General features: G+C 39.8%; 15 protein-coding genes and 5 tRNA genes. 5 read left to right on the top strand and 15 right to left on the bottom strand.

What is annotated here, in order from left to right:
• Position 1: 1 nt before the first annotated feature.
• From clpP to ADS77_RS13990, 7 genes are all read right to left on the bottom strand, one after another.
• Entirely contained in the window at positions 2-619 is a 618-nt protein-coding gene (gene clpP / locus ADS77_RS13960) for an ATP-dependent Clp endopeptidase proteolytic subunit ClpP (RefSeq protein ID WP_054206302.1), read from the bottom strand.
• Between the two features lie 164 nt (positions 620-783).
• Positions 784-2,088, bottom strand: a complete 1,305-nt coding sequence (gene tig / locus ADS77_RS13965) for a trigger factor (protein ID WP_054206301.1) — start codon at positions 2,086-2,088, stop codon at positions 784-786.
• A gap of 409 nt (positions 2,089-2,497) precedes the next feature.
• Positions 2,498-2,574, bottom strand: a tRNA-Pro gene (locus tag ADS77_RS13970).
• Positions 2,575-2,648: 74 nt separating this feature from the next.
• Positions 2,649-2,725 (bottom strand) — tRNA-Pro (locus tag ADS77_RS13975).
• A gap of 17 nt (positions 2,726-2,742) precedes the next feature.
• Positions 2,743-2,818, bottom strand: a tRNA-His gene (locus ADS77_RS13980).
• Between the two features lie 23 nt (positions 2,819-2,841).
• Positions 2,842-2,918 (bottom strand) — tRNA-Arg (locus tag ADS77_RS13985).
• A 125-nt stretch (positions 2,919-3,043) separates the two neighbouring features.
• A tRNA-Pro gene (locus ADS77_RS13990) sits at positions 3,044-3,120 on the bottom strand.
• Between the two features lie 350 nt (positions 3,121-3,470).
• Here ADS77_RS13990 and folD point away from each other — a divergent pair.
• Positions 3,471-4,325 (top strand): bifunctional methylenetetrahydrofolate dehydrogenase/methenyltetrahydrofolate cyclohydrolase FolD, encoded by an 855-nt coding sequence (gene folD / locus ADS77_RS13995; RefSeq protein WP_054206300.1) that lies wholly within the window; start codon positions 3,471-3,473, stop codon positions 4,323-4,325.
• A gap of 333 nt (positions 4,326-4,658) precedes the next feature.
• Here the strand turns inward: folD and cysS are convergent, their stop codons facing one another.
• Positions 4,659-6,038 (bottom strand): cysteine--tRNA ligase, encoded by a 1,380-nt coding sequence (gene cysS / locus ADS77_RS14000; protein WP_054454961.1) that lies wholly within the window; start codon positions 6,036-6,038, stop codon positions 4,659-4,661.
• Positions 6,039-6,188: 150 nt separating this feature from the next.
• On the opposite strand from cysS, the gene ADS77_RS14005 reads away from it, so the two are divergent.
• Both ADS77_RS14005 and ADS77_RS14010 read left to right on the top strand, forming a co-directional pair.
• Positions 6,189-6,680 (top strand): peptidylprolyl isomerase, encoded by a 492-nt coding sequence (locus ADS77_RS14005; protein WP_054206298.1) that lies wholly within the window; start codon positions 6,189-6,191, stop codon positions 6,678-6,680.
• Positions 6,681-6,746: 66 nt separating this feature from the next.
• Positions 6,747-7,487 carry a UDP-2,3-diacylglucosamine diphosphatase gene (locus tag ADS77_RS14010; protein WP_054206297.1) on the top strand — a complete coding sequence of 247 codons (741 nt, stop codon included), beginning with the start codon at positions 6,747-6,749 and terminating at the stop codon, positions 7,485-7,487.
• A 28-nt stretch (positions 7,488-7,515) separates the two neighbouring features.
• Here the strand turns inward: ADS77_RS14010 and miaE are convergent, their stop codons facing one another.
• A complete protein-coding gene (gene miaE / locus ADS77_RS14015) occupies positions 7,516-8,289 on the bottom strand; it encodes a tRNA isopentenyl-2-thiomethyl-A-37 hydroxylase MiaE (RefSeq protein WP_054454962.1) in 774 nt (257 codons plus the stop codon).
• 530 nt (positions 8,290-8,819) lie between these two features.
• On the opposite strand from miaE, the gene ADS77_RS14020 reads away from it, so the two are divergent.
• Both ADS77_RS14020 and ADS77_RS14025 read left to right on the top strand, forming a co-directional pair.
• Positions 8,820-9,626, top strand: a complete 807-nt coding sequence (locus ADS77_RS14020; RefSeq protein WP_054454963.1) for a transporter substrate-binding domain-containing protein — start codon at positions 8,820-8,822, stop codon at positions 9,624-9,626.
• A 160-nt stretch (positions 9,627-9,786) separates the two neighbouring features.
• The gene (locus tag ADS77_RS14025) at positions 9,787-10,386 is read left to right on the top strand and encodes a Yip1 family protein (RefSeq protein ID WP_054206294.1); all 600 of its coding nucleotides are present in this window, start codon (positions 9,787-9,789) and stop codon (positions 10,384-10,386) included.
• 142 nt (positions 10,387-10,528) lie between these two features.
• Here the strand turns inward: ADS77_RS14025 and purF are convergent, their stop codons facing one another.
• The 6 genes from purF to truA all read right to left on the bottom strand — a co-directional run bounded on the left by purF (position 10,529) and on the right by truA (position 16,410).
• Positions 10,529-12,055, bottom strand: coding sequence for an amidophosphoribosyltransferase (gene purF / locus ADS77_RS14030; RefSeq protein ID WP_054206293.1), 1,527 nt, complete (start codon positions 12,053-12,055; stop codon positions 10,529-10,531).
• Between the two features lie 18 nt (positions 12,056-12,073).
• On the bottom strand, positions 12,074-12,568 hold the full coding sequence (locus ADS77_RS14035) for a CvpA family protein (RefSeq protein WP_054206292.1): 495 nt from the start codon (positions 12,566-12,568) through the stop codon (positions 12,074-12,076).
• A gap of 61 nt (positions 12,569-12,629) precedes the next feature.
• On the bottom strand, positions 12,630-13,280 hold the full coding sequence (locus ADS77_RS14040) for an SPOR domain-containing protein (RefSeq protein WP_054206291.1): 651 nt from the start codon (positions 13,278-13,280) through the stop codon (positions 12,630-12,632).
• Between the two features lie 11 nt (positions 13,281-13,291).
• The gene (gene folC, locus ADS77_RS14045) at positions 13,292-14,557 is read right to left on the bottom strand and encodes a bifunctional tetrahydrofolate synthase/dihydrofolate synthase (protein ID WP_054454966.1); all 1,266 of its coding nucleotides are present in this window, start codon (positions 14,555-14,557) and stop codon (positions 13,292-13,294) included.
• Positions 14,558-14,580: 23 nt separating this feature from the next.
• Entirely contained in the window at positions 14,581-15,456 is an 876-nt protein-coding gene (accD, locus tag ADS77_RS14050) for an acetyl-CoA carboxylase, carboxyltransferase subunit beta (protein WP_054206289.1), read from the bottom strand.
• A 159-nt stretch (positions 15,457-15,615) separates the two neighbouring features.
• Positions 15,616-16,410 (bottom strand): tRNA pseudouridine(38-40) synthase TruA, encoded by a 795-nt coding sequence (gene truA / locus ADS77_RS14055; protein ID WP_054454967.1) that lies wholly within the window; start codon positions 16,408-16,410, stop codon positions 15,616-15,618.
• Between the last annotated feature and the right edge of the window lie 74 nt (positions 16,411-16,484).

A 16,484-nucleotide genomic window follows, 5' to 3' on the forward strand; every position in this document is an offset into this window, starting at 1 on the left:
ATTACTTGCTCTCGCGATTAGTAAATACGGCGTCAACTAAACCATAATCAACAGCTTGGGCTGCACTCATAAAGTTATCACGGTCGGTATCTTTTGAAATCACATCTAATGGTTGGCCAGTATGCTCTGCCATTAAACGGTTTAATTTGTCTTTAATAGACAGGATTTCTTTGGCGTGTATTTCAAAGTCAGATGCTTGACCTTGGAAACCGCCTAATGGTTGGTGGATCATTACCCGTGAATTAGGTAAACAATAGCGTTTGCCTTTTGCACCAGCTGTTAATAAGAATGCCCCCATGCTAGCCGCTTGGCCAACACAAATTGTACTTACATCTGGCTTAATAAAATTCATGGTGTCATAAATTGCCATGCCCGCAGTGACTGAACCGCCTGGTGAATTGATATATAAAAAGATATCTTTTTCTGGGTTTTCTGACTCTAAAAATAGCATTTGCGCTAAAATTAGGTTAGCCATGTTGTCTTCAACCGGGCCAGTTAAAAAAATGATTCGCTCTTTTAATAGTCTCGAATAAATATCATACGAGCGCTCGCCTTTCGCTGTTTGTTCAACAACCATAGGTACTAATGCATTGAGTGGATCTGTAATACCAGTGTTCATATTTATCTAATTCCTTATGCGCTTATACTTATCCTTATTATAAGGAAGCATAGTTATTTTTTGGCGAAATTGAAGGCCACAAACTAAAATGGCTCGGGCACGCTGCATAATACAGTGTAACACGAGCCATTTAATCGTTAGCGAGGGCTTAAGTCAATGACTTATTATGCACCTTGCTGTGGATTCATGATGTCATCAAATGCTTTTTCAACGTCAGTTACATTTGCTTTAGCTAAAATAGCTTCAACAGCTTGCTCTTCCATTGCTACATTACGCATTTGCTGCATAAGTTGATCATTTGCTTTGTAATATTCTACAACTTCAGTTGGATCTTCATATGCAGAAGCCACTGTTGCAATTAATGCTTCAACTTTAGCATCATCAACTTTGATCTCGTTCGCTTTAATTACTTCACCTAATAATAGGCCAGTTTTAACGCGAGTTACAGCTTGTTCGTGGAACAATTCAGCTGGAAGCTCAGGCATGTTTTTAGCGTCGCCACCAAAACGTTGTGCTGCTTGTTGACGTAGTGCATCAATTTCTTGATCTACTAGCGCTTTAGGCACATCGATTTCGTTGTTAGCTAAAAGACCTTTGATTGCTTGGTCTTTCACGTTAGCTTTAACCGCTTGGTCAAGTTCACGTGTCATGTTCTTTTTCACTTCTTCTTTAAGTGCGTCAACGCCGCCTTCAGTTACACCGAATTTAGTTGCGAATTCTTCGCTTAATTCAGGTAGCTCTTGCGCTTCAACTTTCTTCACTGTGATAGTGAATTGAGCTGCTTTGCCTTTAAGATTTTCAGCATGGTAATCATCAGGGAATGTTACATCAGCAACAACTTCTTCGCCTGCTTTTTTACCTATGATATTATCTTCAAAACCTGGGATCATACGACCTTGGCCAAGTTCTAATGGGAAGTCTTCAGCTTTTCCGCCTTCAAATACTTCACCGTCGATAGTACCTACGAAGTCAACTGTTACGCGATCGTTCTCGCCAGCAGCTGTATCTACGTCAGCCCAATCTGCGTGTTGCTTACGAAGAGTTTCTAGCATGTTAGCTAGATCTTCGTCAGTAACCGTTACAGCAGGTTTTTCAACAGCAATTTTGTCTAAACCTTGAACTTCTACTTCAGGGTAAACTTCAAATGTTGCTGAAAACTCTAAATCTTTACCCGCTTCAAGTGCTTTAGGAGCAAATGTTGGTGCGCCAGCTGGGTTAATTTTTTCAGCTACAATAGCTTCATAAAAATTACGTTGCATTACTTCGCCAGCTACTTCTTGACGAACTGCGCCACCGTAACGTTTGTTGATTACAGACGTTGGTACTTTACCAGGACGGAAACCATCAATACGCTGGGTTTTAGACAGTTGTTGTAAGCGTTTTTTTACTTCGGTCTCAACGTTCTCTGCAGGAACGGTGATGGTCAGACGGCGCTCAAGGCCTTGAGTCGTCTCAACAGAAACTTGCATGATATACCTCAATCTTCAATTTTGGCGACTGTTCGCCTTCCTTACAAACACGGTGATCACTATGCGTTTTGGCACGTTCAAAGTCATTTAATGACTTATCAACCCCATCTCCACTATAAGATACCAATGCTGCTCTGCCCTTCGGGCACTATGTTAAACAATAGACGCGGCATTATAACCTAATATTTATGATAGTCGAGTCTAGGGGGCAATTATTTGGTTAGATAGCGCATTATAGAAGGTGATAGGATAAAAAACAGGCGTTTTAGATAGCAATTTTTAAGCGCATTCGCTTTTTTGAATAAAAATGATGAAATGGTTTTATAAAATATATTATGAAGATTTTTTATTTTTTGTGTTTTGAAGAAATTATAAATTTAATATCACTTAACTTTAGAGGTAAAGAAAGTGGTCGGCGATGCAGGATTTGAACCTGCGACCCCTTGGACCCAAACCAAGTGCGCTACCAAACTGCGCTAATCGCCGACATATGAAGAATTAACTTCTATTTTTCTGTGAACACTTAAACTGAGAATTTAAGACCATTTCCTAAATGGAAGTGGTCGGCGATGCAGGATTTGAACCTGCGACCCCTTGGACCCAAACCAAGTGCGCTACCAAACTGCGCTAATCGCCGATATTCTTTGTGTAAATTGGGGTGACTGATGGGGCTCGAACCCACGACAACCGGAATCACAATCCGGGGCTCTACCAACTGAGCTACAATCACCACGGCATTTACTTGTTTTCAAATGGTGCACCCAGAAGGATTCGAACCTTCGACCGACGCCTTAGAAGGGCGTTGCTCTATCCAGCTGAGCTATGGGCGCATCGAAAACTTCATAGCGAACCAATAAGCTACTTTAATTAAGATGTGGTCGCGATACAGAATTTTAATCTGCGACTGAATTGAATACACTCAAATCAATCTTGCTACACTTTAACTTTAAAAAAGTGGTCGGCGATGCAGGATTTGAACCTGCGACCCCTTGGACCCAAACCAAGTGCGCTACCAAACTGCGCTAATCGCCGATGCCTATTATTGTTAGCGAGTGACCTCGTTGACAACGGGGTGCATAATAGTGATTTGACCGGGTTAGGTCAAACCTTTTTTTAAGAAAATAAATCAATCGCTCACTTTTAGTTCATAATGGCTAAATATTGTAAAACTAAGCTAAAATTTCAGCACTTTTATATAATTCGAAGGTGAATATAAGAAAAGCAACTTGGCGCTTTAATGCTTTTCTGCGAAAATAGCTTCTAGAATAAAGACAAGACTATAATGAGATTGGTTATTACCAACTGCGTTTACCCCATTAAAAACGTTTATAGTCTTGCTAAGTATCAGTTTCAAGTTAACTAACCCCAATTAAAGGTCACCCATGACGGCAAACATCATCGATGGTAAGGCAATAGCTAAACAAGTACGAAGTGCAGTAGCACAACGAGTAAGTGAACGTGTTGCAAATGGTTTACGCGCACCAGGCCTTGCTGTTGTACTTGTAGGACAAGACCCAGCGAGCCAAGTTTACGTAGGCTCAAAGCGTAAAGCCTGTGAAGAGGTTGGTTTTGTATCAAAATCATTTGATTTACCGGCAGACACAAATGAACAAGCATTATTAGATTTAATCGATGAACTTAACAACGATGCCCAAGTCGATGGGATTTTAGTCCAACTACCTTTACCTGAAGGGCTTAATGTTGAAAAAATTCTTGAGCATATTACGCCGCTCAAAGACGTTGATGGTTTTCATCCATACAATATCGGTCGTTTAGCACAACGAATGCCAGCTCTTCGCCCTTGTACACCAAAAGGGATTATTACACTGCTTGATTCAACGGGCGTAAAATACAAAGGAATGCATGCAGTTGTTGTAGGTGCCTCGAATATTGTTGGTCGCCCTATGGCATTAGAGTTATTGCTGGCGGGTTGTACGACTACTGTATGTCATAAATTTACGCAAGATTTAGAAACTCATGTACGCCGCGCTGATTTGTTGGTTGTCGCAGTAGGTAAACCTGAGTTTATTCCAGGAGACTGGGTTAAAGAAGGCGCTATCGTAATCGATGTAGGTATCAACCGTTTAGACACTGGTAAATTAGTGGGTGACGTTCAATATGATATCGCTGAGCAAAAAGCACATTTCATCACGCCAGTCCCTGGTGGTGTTGGTCCGATGACGGTTGCAAGCTTAATTGAAAATACATTGGAAGCGTGCGAAAAATATCACGGTTAATACTACAAATAAAATTATCCCATATAAAAAGGGTTGCCAATTGGCAACCCTTTTTATATACCCAAGTCACCTCAAGATGTGAGTTTCAGTTGGAATTAAAAGCGATTTAGGCAAGGCATTGATTGCAGGTAATGGTTATTCCCTTATCAAAATCTATAACACAGTATAAATCGCTTTAAACCAACCCGTTGGGCGTTTCACAGGCACTTACTCTGCGTTGTTACTCCTAAAAGGGACCGCCATTATTGCGAAGTAACGCCTTGATATTAAGCCCCTGTGAAACGCTGAATCCTGCACCTTGAGGTGACCTGGGTATATACGGTTAATTGCTTATTACGCTTTACGCCACGTCGTTTTACCCGCTGAATCTTCTAGTATTACACCAAGTGTATTCAACGCATCACGCGCTTCATCCGCTGCAGCCCAATCTTTACTGGCACGTGCATCATTGCGTTTGACGATTAACGCTTCAATTTGTGCAACTTCATCATCTGCTTGAGCCCCTTGTAAAAATGCTTCTGGTGTCTGCTGTGCAACACCCAACACTTCACCTAAACTGCGCAGCACAAATGCTAACTGCCCTGCTTGCGCAGTCTCACTATCTTTTACGCGGTTAAGCTCTTTAGCAAGCTCAAACAATACTGGCAATGCCTCTGGGGTATTGAAGTCATCATCCATTGCTTTTCTAAATTTAGCCACGTATTCATTTCCTGCTAAATCACAATTGATAGGCTCAACGCCACGTAAGGCTGTATAAATGCGCTCTAGCGAGGAACGCGCTTGATCTAAATTTTCTTGCGAGTAGTTTAACTGGCTGCGGTAGTGACCCGATATTAAAAAGTAACGCACTGATTCAGGGTCATACTGTTTTAATACTTCACGTACCGTAAAAAAGTTATCGAGTGATTTTGACATCTTCTCTTTATTAACTTGTACCATCCCTGTGTGGATCCAAGTATTTACGTATTTACCGTTATTTGCACAGCATGATTGTGCAATTTCATTTTCATGGTGCGGAAACTGTAAATCAGAACCACCACCATGAATATCAAAATGCTCACCTAAATGCTTAGAACTCATTGCAGAACATTCAATATGCCAACCAGGACGACCCTCACCCCAAGGTGATGTCCATGATGGCTCACCCGCTTTGGCTTTTTTCCATAATACAAAGTCAAGCGGATCGTCTTTATCTTGCGCAACTTCAACACGTGAACCCGCTTGTAGCATTGTTAGGTCTTGTTGTGACAATGCACCGTACTGCTCAAACGTTGATACATCAAACAATACATCGCCATCAGCTGCAACATAAGCATGGCCTTTGTGTACTAAGCGCTCAACCATTTCGATGATTTCATCCATATGGCCTGTTACTGTTGGTTCAACATCCGGGCGCAACATGTTTAAACTATCAAAATCTTCATGCATTGCTTTAGTCATACGTACGGTTAAATCATTAATCGCTTCGCCATTTTCATTGGCGCGCTTGATAATTTTATCATCAACATCGGTGATGTTACGTACATACTTTAAATCATAACCAATATGGCGAAGGTAACGTACGATCACGTCAAAACTTACAAATGTACGTGCATGACCAATATGGCAGTAATCATAAATGGTGATACCACACACATACATGTCGATTTTACCGTCGACCATTGGTTTAAATTGCTCTTTTTGACGTGTCAGTGTGTTGTATATATTTACCATTTATTTTGAGTCCTTGACTATTTACTTGAATTACTATGTTAACACTTGAAAAGCCCCTGCTCTAGCGCTTTATCAATTGAATAAGCACTTTGTTTATCTTAGCTAACTAAGATAAAATAGTGCCAAATAAATCAGCTAATAGGAAACCTCATGGTTGTTCTACACACAAATTTTGGTGATATCACCATTAACATGCACAAAGATGACGCGCCAAACACAGTTAAAAATTTTTTACAGTATGCAAATGCTGGTTTTTATGACGGTACTATTTTTCACCGTGTAATTGATGGTTTTATGGTACAAGGCGGCGGCTTTGAGCCTGGCATGACACAAAAAGAAGTGCATGACCCGATTCAAAATGAAGCAAATAACGGCCTTTCAAATAAGGTTGGTACACTTGCAATGGCACGTACTCCTGATCCACATTCAGCAACTGCGCAGTTTTTCATTAACGTCAATAACAACGATTTTTTAAATTTCAGCAGTGAAACATCACAAGGCTGGGGTTACTGTGTGTTTGCTGAAGTTGTTGAAGGCATGGACATAGTTGAAAAAATCAAAAACGTTGCGACTGGAAGTGCTGGTCACCACCAAGATGTTCCGCTTGATGACGTTATCATCAAAAGCGTAACTGTTAGCTAAGTTACCTTTCATTTAAAGCGGATGTTTCATCCGCTTTTTATTCTCCGTTAACGTTTACGAGTCACAATGCGCCAAACTTATTTTATTGCCGACCTTCATTTAAGTGAAAACCGCCCAGATATCAGCGCTGCTTTTTATCAATTTTTAGATTCTCACATTCTTAATAAAGACATTGACGCTCTGTATATACTCGGTGATTTTTTTGAAGTATGGGTTGGGGATGATTACGTTACAGCGCTCTCTACGGAAGTGGCTAAACGCTTAAAGGTTGTAAGTGACAACGGGACACCCGTGTATTTTGTACATGGCAACCGTGATTTTATTATGCGTGAAAAATACGCCCAGCAAGCTGGTATGACTTTATTGCCTGAACAAATTGTTATTGATTTATATGGTACACCCACAGTCATTTTGCATGGCGATGAAATGTGCACACAAGATATCGAATATCAAAAGTTTCGTAAGAAAGGTCGTGGTTGGTGGTGGCCACGTTTAATGCTAGCTATGCCACTGTGGTACCGCCGAAAGGTAGCACAAAATGCTCGAGAAAAATCAAAACAAAATCAAGCTGGTAAAGCATTAGAAATTCTAGATGTAACTGAAAAAGCTGTGCTAGAAACTTTTGATAAACACCAAGTACAGCATATGATTCACGGCCATACTCATCGTCCTAATGTGCACCACTATAAAGTGGATAATCAAACTCTCACACGAACAGTGTTAGGCGATTGGTACACACAAGGATCATATTTAGTGGTCACAGCCAAAAAACAAATGTTGAAAAGTGAGCCATTCGCACAAAATTAAATAGTTAGTTAGGGCTATTATTCTCTCTTTATAAATGTATAGTTAGCGTTGGCACACCGCTATGGAATTTAAAATCAATGTCTGGCGTGGCAATTAGTTCAGCTTCTTTATCACCAAAAAATGCTACACGCTCAGTAATATCAAAGTCTGCAATTTCTTGCGCCAACGTTAAATAATCTTGGTAATGACGCGCTTCTGAGCGTAATAAAGAGATATAAAAATCGCCTAAACGTTTATCAACATGCGGAGCAAGCTTTGCAAACCGTTCACATGATCGCGCTTCAATGTAAGCACCCACTATTAGCTTATCCACCAAAGCATCTGGTTCAAAAGTCTTAACATGACGTAACATGCCTTTTGCATAACGACATGGCGTAATACTTTGATATTCTATACCGTACTCATCCATAATTTCTAACACTTGATAAAAGTGATGCAACTCTTCTTTAATCAACATCACCATTTTATCAATCAAATCTTGCCCGTAAGGTGAATCAGATTTAGGGATCACTGATTTAGTCAGTTTATTTTTAACAGCTAAATCGCGCCAGTTACCCTCGCGCTTATAAATAAGCGTTTCAAATGGTTTTAGCCATTCTAATAACGCATCACTGCCCTCTTTATCAACTGCATATTTACGAATTAAAAACATTGCAGATTGTGCGGCTTTTAATTCACAAATTAAATGATCAATTAAAATAACGGTTAGATTTTCTTTTTTTGTCGCTTCTATAATCCACTCTTGCGGAGTTTCACATTGAAGAAAAGATAATATTGGGGCGAGCAACTCTTGATTTGACATGGTAAAAATTCATTATCGTAAACTTTAAATGAGCCAAAATTATACCATACACATAACAATAGTATCGATAAAATACGGGTAGTAAAAATAGAAATAAATCTGAGTTTATCAAGATAAAGCCTATTTTTTAAAATTAAAATAATTAGAGCCCGTTGACCTTTGTGGATTAAAATTCGTTCAATTTAGGGGCGATTTAATCGCGCGCGAGATTTGTAATCGAGTGGGCTAAGTAAAAATCGAGTAACAAAGAGTTAATCGCTCCTAGACAGAACCCTTCGGGCAGCGCATGTTTGGTTTTTATGCTTCGTTATCGCCTATTTATTGGGAATAACCACACATCATAGGCTCTGCCTTGCCTAAAAACCAAACACACTGCTGCAAATTCAACCTCGAAAGATAAACAGGCCCTAAAGCTGTTCAATAAATTTAAACTAACATAAACTTATCAAAAATCAGATCCTGCCTTGAAATCCTCCTATCACACGTTATTCTTAAAAATAGTGTTGCCGTCGTTATTAATAGGATCTCAATTGATTAGAAATGGTGTTAACCAGAATAACAAACCTAGCTTAAGTGCTAATAACACACTAAAATCGCCTCCTTTAAATATGTTATCACTGTTCTTTTTTACATGGATACTGGCTTTTCCTGCTTGTGCTCAAACCAAAAAACTTAAAATAGCCATTGGTGATGATCTAGCACCGTGGATCCATAACGACGGGCAATCAGGTATTTTAATTGATATGGTGAAAGACTGCTTGAAGCCAACCAATTATAAACTTGAGTTTATTTCCTTCCCCTATGCCAGACGCCTTACTGCATATAAAATGAATGAAGTTGATGTGGTAATAGATATCAATTCGATTGTTATTGCCAGTGAATCATTAAATGGTTTTTTTACAGGTAACATATATGCCTATGAAAATTTTGCTTTTTCCCTCTCTGAGAACAATTTTTTGGTAAAAAGCATCCCTGATTTAGAGCGCTACTCTTTACTGTCATGGCAAGGTGCAATTGATCGCCTGGGTAGTGAGTATGAAAAAATGGCTAAAGCAAACCCAAAATACCTTGAAACTAGTCGTCAAAATAATCAAGTAAGAATGCTCTTTAAAAAGCGAGTTGACTTTATCCAACTCGACTATCAGATTTACAATTACTACAAAGCAGAATTAATACAAGAAAATGAAATTGACGCTAAGCTCGATGTTTCTTCATTTGCGCTATTTGGTAAAAGTTCGAATGGGCTGCTGTTTAAAAATGAAACATTAAAAGATATCTGCAAAAGCCAGCTAGAAGAACCTATGATGAAACGTAAATATAAAGATGTATCACCGTGAGGCTCGCTTTGCTAATGCCTATTGATAAGGAGTACCACACCGTACTTTGCTTAAAACCCATTTAACCGTTTCTTGACAAGTATCAGTTACTGACCCATAACTTAATACAAGCTGTATAAAAATAAAACAGTGAACTAATTCAGTTTATGGGGCACACATTATGATATTAAACCATTTATGGGGCATTTATGCTCACCCACTCGAAGAGTGGCAAACTATTGATAACCGCCATGAAAGCTTAACTTATAGCTTATCGCATATACTACTAATTGCACTATTCCCATCCGCTATGGGGTATTACTCTTCCGTTTATTTAGGTTGGAGTATTGGTGCGGGTAACCCGGTATTTTTAACGCATGATAGTGCTATATTAATTGCAGGAGCTATGTATATCGCATTAATCATTGGTGTGTTTGCGCTTGCTTATTTAGCTCATTGGATGGCGGTCACTTTTGGGTCAAAACCAACATTTACCCAAACGCTAGAGCTTGCAGCATACACATCAACTCCCGTATTCATGTCTGCATTAGCCGCATTTTGGCCTGTCCTGTGGTTTGTTGTTTGTATAGGAATGATTGCATTAGCATATTCAGTTTACCTGTTGTATACGGGTGTACCTATTTTAATGCATATACCGCAAGAGCGTGGCTTTATTTACGCAAGCTCAGTCGTAACGTGTGGTTTGATTTTACTGGTAATTATTTTAGCCGTGACAGCTATATTATGGACAAATGGCATTGTTGCTCCTATGTTTACATAGAATAAGCGATGTAAAAAAGCATGCTATCTACATAAAACAGGTGTAATACTAAGTAGTAGATTTATTATTTAAATTCCCTTTCCTTCGCAAAAAAGGAGCTAATTTAGCTCCTTTTTTTATGCTTGCAGATTTAACGAGTTAATTAATCTGAACCATTTTCTTCTTGATTGTGTAACTCTAAGCCTGAAGACATCGCACTTTCACGCGTATTTTTTGCTGAATCATTACGCAGTTTTTCAATACGATCTAAATACGCTTGATCTATACCACCGGTAATATATTGACCATCAAATACCGAGGTTTCAAATTTAGTTATCTCTGGATTCTCTTGTGCAACTGCAGCAATCAAATCTGGTAACGATTGGAAAATCAAACCATCTGAACCAATACTTGCATTGATATCTTCAACTTCACGCCCGTGCGCAATAAGCTCTGCCGCTGATGGCATATCAATACCATATACATTAGGGAAACGAATTTCCGGCGCGGCTGAGGCAAAATACACGTTTTTAGCGCCAGACTCACGCGCCATTTCAACGATTTGCGCTGACGTAGTACCACGTACAATAGAGTCATCAACTAACAATACGTTTTTACCTTTAAACTCACGGTCAATGGCATTAAGCTTTTGACGTACTGACTTTTTACGCATTTCTTGACCAGGCATAATAAATGTACGCCCAATATAGCGGTTTTTAACAAAGCCTTGACGATAAGGTAAATTAAGTACACGGGCGATTTCTAACGCCACATCACATGATGTTTCTGGGATTGGGATAACCACATCAATGTCTTTATCAGCCCACTCTCGTGCTATTTTCTCACCCAATTTTGTGCCCATATTAACGCGCGTTGCGTAAACAGACATATTATCAATGTTTGAATCTGGACGAGCAAAATATACAAACTCAAAAATACACGGTGAGTACGATGCTTTATCGGCACATGCTTGCGAATAAAATTCGCCAGCTTCAGTTACATAAATAGCCTCACCGGGTGCTACATCACGTACAAACTCAAAACCATCTGTTTTTAGTGCAACACTTTCAGAAGCAAACATATACTCTGTGCCATTTGCAGCTTCACGCTTGCCAAATACCAATGGACGAATACCATTTGGATCGCGAAATGCAACAATACCATGGCCAATAACCATTGCGATGGTTGCATAACCACCTTGAACTTTATTATTAACTTCAGTGACACCATTAAAAATGTCTTCTGGGTCAAGTTTTAGCTTATTTGGTTTGCTGAATTCATGTGCCATAACATTAAGCAGAATTTCAGAATCCGATGTGGTATTTACGTGACGACGAGCCTCTGAGAACAATTGTTCTTTAAGCTGCTCAGCGTTCGTTAAGTTACCATTATGCGCTAAAGCAATACCGAACGGTGAGTTAACATAAAAAGGCTGTGCTTCAGATGAGCTAGACGAGCCAGCTGTAGGGTAGCGCACATGACCGATACCAATTGTGCCTTGTAAACGCTTCATATGACGGGTGTGAAATACATCTTTCACTAAGCCATTTGCTTTACGTAAACTAAAGGTGTTGTTTTCAATGGTAATGATGCCCGCAGCATCTTGGCCACGGTGTTGCAAAACAGTTAAGCCATCATAAATCGCCTGATTTACAGGAGATGTTCCGACTATTCCAACGATACCACACATGAAATTTTTCCTCGCCGATTAACGGTTGACCGAATTTAAAAAGCTTGAATTGTTTTCGAGGTATGAAAAAAACCACTCAACAACAAAGCCAAATTCTGGGATCAAAATAGAGTTACCCCACCAGTGCGTATTAGGTGCACCAGTAAAAGCATCAAGAAAGAAGAGTAACGCGCTCACGACCAACACGCCACGAAGTGCACCAAAGACAATGCCAAAGACACGGTCAGTACCAGACAGACCTGTACGTTGTACAAGTTCACCTAGCAGGTAGTTTAACAATCCGCCTAACAGTAGCGTCGCAAAGAATAATATGGCTATGGCCGCTGCATTTCTTAAAAGGGGTTCAGAAATACTGGTTAGGAAGGATGCTAAATATTGGTAAAACAAACTTGAGATGATAAATGCACCAGCCCATACAGCTAAAGACATTGCTTCTTTTATAAAGCCACGAATCAAACCGATAATAGTAGACAGTGCAATAATGCCAAAAATGGCGTAATCAACCCAGATCATATGAACCAACTAGTCGTTAATTTGGGGCGCATTCTATAAGAGGTTAGCCCTAAATGCCAGATCATTTTGTTACTTCAAACTGTGTCACTTTACCGTTTAGTTTAGTAAGCGCTTTCAATTGTGGTAATTTGCTCTCAAGCTGCGCTTTATCGAGCGACGGGCCCACAAAAACTTTAGTTAAAGTACCATTAGGGGTTTTAACTGGGCGGGTAAACGTTTTAAATCCGTTTGCAGTAAGTTTGGCTTGTAGTGATTTCACATTAGCTGCATGAGAAAAACTACCCAGCTGGATAACATAAGCCATTTTTGAAAGGTTTTCATCTTCAGCACGTTTAGGTTCAGGTTGTTTTACGACAACTTGAGGTTGCTGTTTTATTTCACTGATTGTAGTTTGCTCTGTACTTGCCTCGACCATTTTCCTGTCATTGCCACTATCAATATTCTCTTGCTCGACAGTTTCGACAGCACTCGTAATATCATCATCCGCGATAATGTTTTCAATTTGTGGTTCTTTAGGCTGTTCAGCACTTGCAACACGTTGGTCTAGAGTATCTTGTAGATCAATGGTTTTGAACTCAGGGCGTTCAGGAATAGCTTTAAAGCCTTCTTTGTAATGTACTTTTTCACCATCGAGAATATTTGGAATAAACACGATTGCTGCAATCACCACAATGCTTGTGCCGACTAAACGATTTATAAAACCTGAGTTCATCGGATTTCTCTCTATTTTTTCCAATAATTAATGGCTGCTGCAACAGTTATAAATGAACCAAAAACAATCAATAAAGTTTGCTCATCTAAGCGAGGCAAGACACTATCAAGTGCTATATCAACACTGTCAAATCGTTCAATAGGTGCGTTTGTATTCACAGCATCCATTGATTTTGCAATATTATCTACTGTATCACCCCTAAAACAATCAAGTCCAGCTAATGACCAAGCATCAACCAAAGGGCTAACTTCTTTTAAAACAGTAACTTTGTCTTTATCCGCAAGCATAGCTGCTAACGCATGAATTTTAAAGCCTTTATCTTTGTATTGGGCTAACTTACGCGCTAAGTAACGTGCCGACTCAGGGTTATGTGCCACATCAGTATAGACCAGTGGAGATTTACTTAGCTTTTGAAAACGCCCTTCTACAACTAAATCATTTAAACAGCGACGAATAACAGCCTCACTGGGTAATAAACCCAAGACTTTTAAGGTAGTTAAAGCTGTTGCGACGTTTTGACATGGTATTGCAGGCTTATCAAACTCATAGTTAAACTCTTTACACTGCCAACTAAAACGAGTTGCATGCTCAACAAACTTAAAGTCACGCCCTGATAAATGCATCTGTGCATTAATTTTTTTCCCGTAATCAGTTACTGTGTGAGGTATTGCTAAATCACCCACTATCGCTGGTGTATTGGTTCTGAAGATACCCGCTTTGTCATACCCAACTAACTCTCGGGTGTCACCAAGGTATTCTTTATGATCTAAGTCAACCGTGGTGATAACACTAGCAAACGGGGTAACAATATTGGTGGCATCAAAGCGCCCACCTAAACCAACCTCTAGCAGCACGTAATCAACCGCATGGCGTTTAAATATTGCTAAAGCCCCTAAAGTCGCGTATTCAAAATAAGTCAGTGGTGTATCGCTACGGCCCTTTTCGAGCAAATCAAAAGCATCAACATGAAATTGATCATCAAGCTCTGCGCCATTTATACGCACACGTTCGTTATAACGAATTAAGTGAGGGGATGCATAGGTACCAACAGTATGGCCCTGTGCCAAAAGAAGTGATTCTAAACAACGGGCTGTTGTGCCTTTACCATTAGTGCCGGCAATAAGAATAATTTTACTTGAAGTACCAAGTAAACCTACATCGTCGGCAACTTGGGCAACGCGTTCTAAACCCATTGCAATATTTGCAGGGTGAACACTTTCTAAATAACAAAGCCAATCATCAAGACTTGATGATTGGCTAGGAGTACTTTTTGTCATAGCGTGATCAGTAAAGCTGAAATTTACGCTACTCTATGCTCTTGTTCCGTAGAAGGCAAGTTCATAAATTTAGCTAACACGCGCGCAAGTGTGTCACGCATTTCACGACGGTCAACAATCATATCGATTGCACCGTGCTCTAGTAAGAATTCACTGCGTTGGAAGCCTTCAGGTAAAGTTTCGCGCACTGTCTGTTCTATAACACGCGGACCCGCAAAACCAATTAATGCTTTTGGCTCAGCAACGTTTATATCGCCTAGCATCGCTAATGAAGCTGATACACCACCCATTGTAGGGTCGGTCATTACGGAAATAAACGGTAGGCCTTTTTCACTCATTTTAGCAAGTGCAGCACTTGTTTTTGCCATTTGCATAAGCGACATAAGAGCTTCTTGCATACGTGCACCACCTGACGCTGAAAAACAAATAAGCGGCATGTTATGCTCTAAACATTGATCAACAGCATCAACAAAACGTGCCCCTACCACCGATGCCATTGAACCGCCCATAAATGAGAATTCGAATGCAACTGCTGCAACTGGAATACCTTTTAGACGCCCTTTAATTGCGACTAACGCATCTTTCTCACCGCTTGATTTTTGCGCTGCAGTGATACGATCAGAATATTTTTTTGAGTCTTTAAACTTTAAAATATCTTTTGGCTCGTGTTGTGTCCCTAATTCTTGACGTTCACCTTCATCTAAAAAGTGTTCAAGACGTTTACGGCCACTAATACGCATGTGATGATCACACTTAGGACATACATGGAGTGATTTCTCTAATTCAGCTTTATATAGAATTGAATCACAGTCTGTACATTTTGCCCAAACACCTTCAGGGATCTCTTTACGACCTGAAGATTTTGTTGTTTTAGGTAAGATTTTTTCTAGCCAACTCATTTGCAACTCTCTTAATACTATTCGGTGCTTTGCTGCGTTCCTGCCAAGTTATGATGACAGACAAATTTTATCAATTAAAACATGAATTCCACACAGGCGGTATAAAAAACTGGTCTTAGTAGTGAAACCCCTGCAATTAATCGTTTAAATTAACGACAACTAACCGTGTGCCTCAGGCAAAAATAAAGGGCCTAACGGCGTTGACGGTATTTCAAACTCGACTGGATAATCTACATCGACTAAATATAAACCAGCAGCTTTTGCTGTTGCACTTGCTTTAGCGCGTTCTTTTAAATCAAGAAGCTCTTTAAGCCATATCGGCTCTTGCTTGTGAATACCTATATCAGTTAAACAACCCGTAATATTACGAACCATGTGATGTAAGAATGCATTTGCTTTTATATCAATGATGACATAACTGCCTTGACGCTCAACAGATAAATGATGAATAGTGCGAATAGCCGTATTTGCTTGGCAATGTATCGCGCGAAATGAAGTGAAATCATGCTTACCTATTAAGTACTGACATGCCTCTTGCATTTTTGTCTCATCAAGTGCGTGATGGTAATGGGTAACACCTTCATTAAGGACCGCACCACGAAGTGGATTATTATAAATAATATAGCGATAACGACGTGCAGTAGCACTAAAACGAGCATGAAAATCATCATTGACAGGCTTTGCGAAACGAATAGCGATGTCTTTTGGCAGTAAAGTGTTCATACCTAGGGTAAATGCAACCATATCGCGATCTGCATCAGTGTTAAAATGTATTACTTGCCCTGTCCCGTGCACCCCTGCATCAGTGCGTCCGGCGCAGATGATTTCAACTGGATGATTACAAATGCGCGATAACGCAGTTTCTACTTCTTGTTGTACACTATTTACATGAGATTGACGTTGCCAACCACTGTAACGGGCGCCATTGTATTCAACTCCAAGTGCTACTCGCATAATAACTGCTTTACCTACTGTGCTAATGAACGGGGCATTTTATGCTATCTCACGCTGCAATAAAAGCGACTCAA

It is taken from the genome of Pseudoalteromonas porphyrae (genome assembly GCF_001298125.1).
Taxonomy (GTDB): domain Bacteria; phylum Pseudomonadota; class Gammaproteobacteria; order Enterobacterales; family Alteromonadaceae; genus Pseudoalteromonas; species Pseudoalteromonas neustonica.

What these genes read in the sequence shown, in the direction of transcription:
- clpP (WP_054206302.1), bottom strand. Translation starts at nt 619, where the DNA reads ATGAACACTGGTATTACAGATCCACTCAATGCATTAGTACCTATGGTT.
- tig (WP_054206301.1), bottom strand. Translation starts at nt 2,088, where the DNA reads ATGCAAGTTTCTGTTGAGACGACTCAAGGCCTTGAGCGCCGTCTGACC.
- folD (WP_054206300.1), top strand. Translation starts at nt 3,471, where the DNA reads ATGACGGCAAACATCATCGATGGTAAGGCAATAGCTAAACAAGTACGA.
- cysS (WP_054454961.1), bottom strand. Translation starts at nt 6,038, where the DNA reads ATGGTAAATATATACAACACACTGACACGTCAAAAAGAGCAATTTAAA.
- ADS77_RS14005 (WP_054206298.1), top strand. Translation starts at nt 6,189, where the DNA reads ATGGTTGTTCTACACACAAATTTTGGTGATATCACCATTAACATGCAC.
- ADS77_RS14010 (WP_054206297.1), top strand. Translation starts at nt 6,747, where the DNA reads ATGCGCCAAACTTATTTTATTGCCGACCTTCATTTAAGTGAAAACCGC.
- miaE (WP_054454962.1), bottom strand. Translation starts at nt 8,289, where the DNA reads ATGTCAAATCAAGAGTTGCTCGCCCCAATATTATCTTTTCTTCAATGT.
- ADS77_RS14025 (WP_054206294.1), top strand. Translation starts at nt 9,787, where the DNA reads ATGATATTAAACCATTTATGGGGCATTTATGCTCACCCACTCGAAGAG.
- purF (WP_054206293.1), bottom strand. Translation starts at nt 12,055, where the DNA reads ATGTGTGGTATCGTTGGAATAGTCGGAACATCTCCTGTAAATCAGGCG.
- ADS77_RS14035 (WP_054206292.1), bottom strand. Translation starts at nt 12,568, where the DNA reads ATGATCTGGGTTGATTACGCCATTTTTGGCATTATTGCACTGTCTACT.
- ADS77_RS14040 (WP_054206291.1), bottom strand. Translation starts at nt 13,280, where the DNA reads ATGAACTCAGGTTTTATAAATCGTTTAGTCGGCACAAGCATTGTGGTG.
- folC (WP_054454966.1), bottom strand. Translation starts at nt 14,557, where the DNA reads ATGACAAAAAGTACTCCTAGCCAATCATCAAGTCTTGATGATTGGCTT.
- accD (WP_054206289.1), bottom strand. Translation starts at nt 15,456, where the DNA reads ATGAGTTGGCTAGAAAAAATCTTACCTAAAACAACAAAATCTTCAGGT.
- truA (WP_054454967.1), bottom strand. Translation starts at nt 16,410, where the DNA reads ATGCGAGTAGCACTTGGAGTTGAATACAATGGCGCCCGTTACAGTGGT.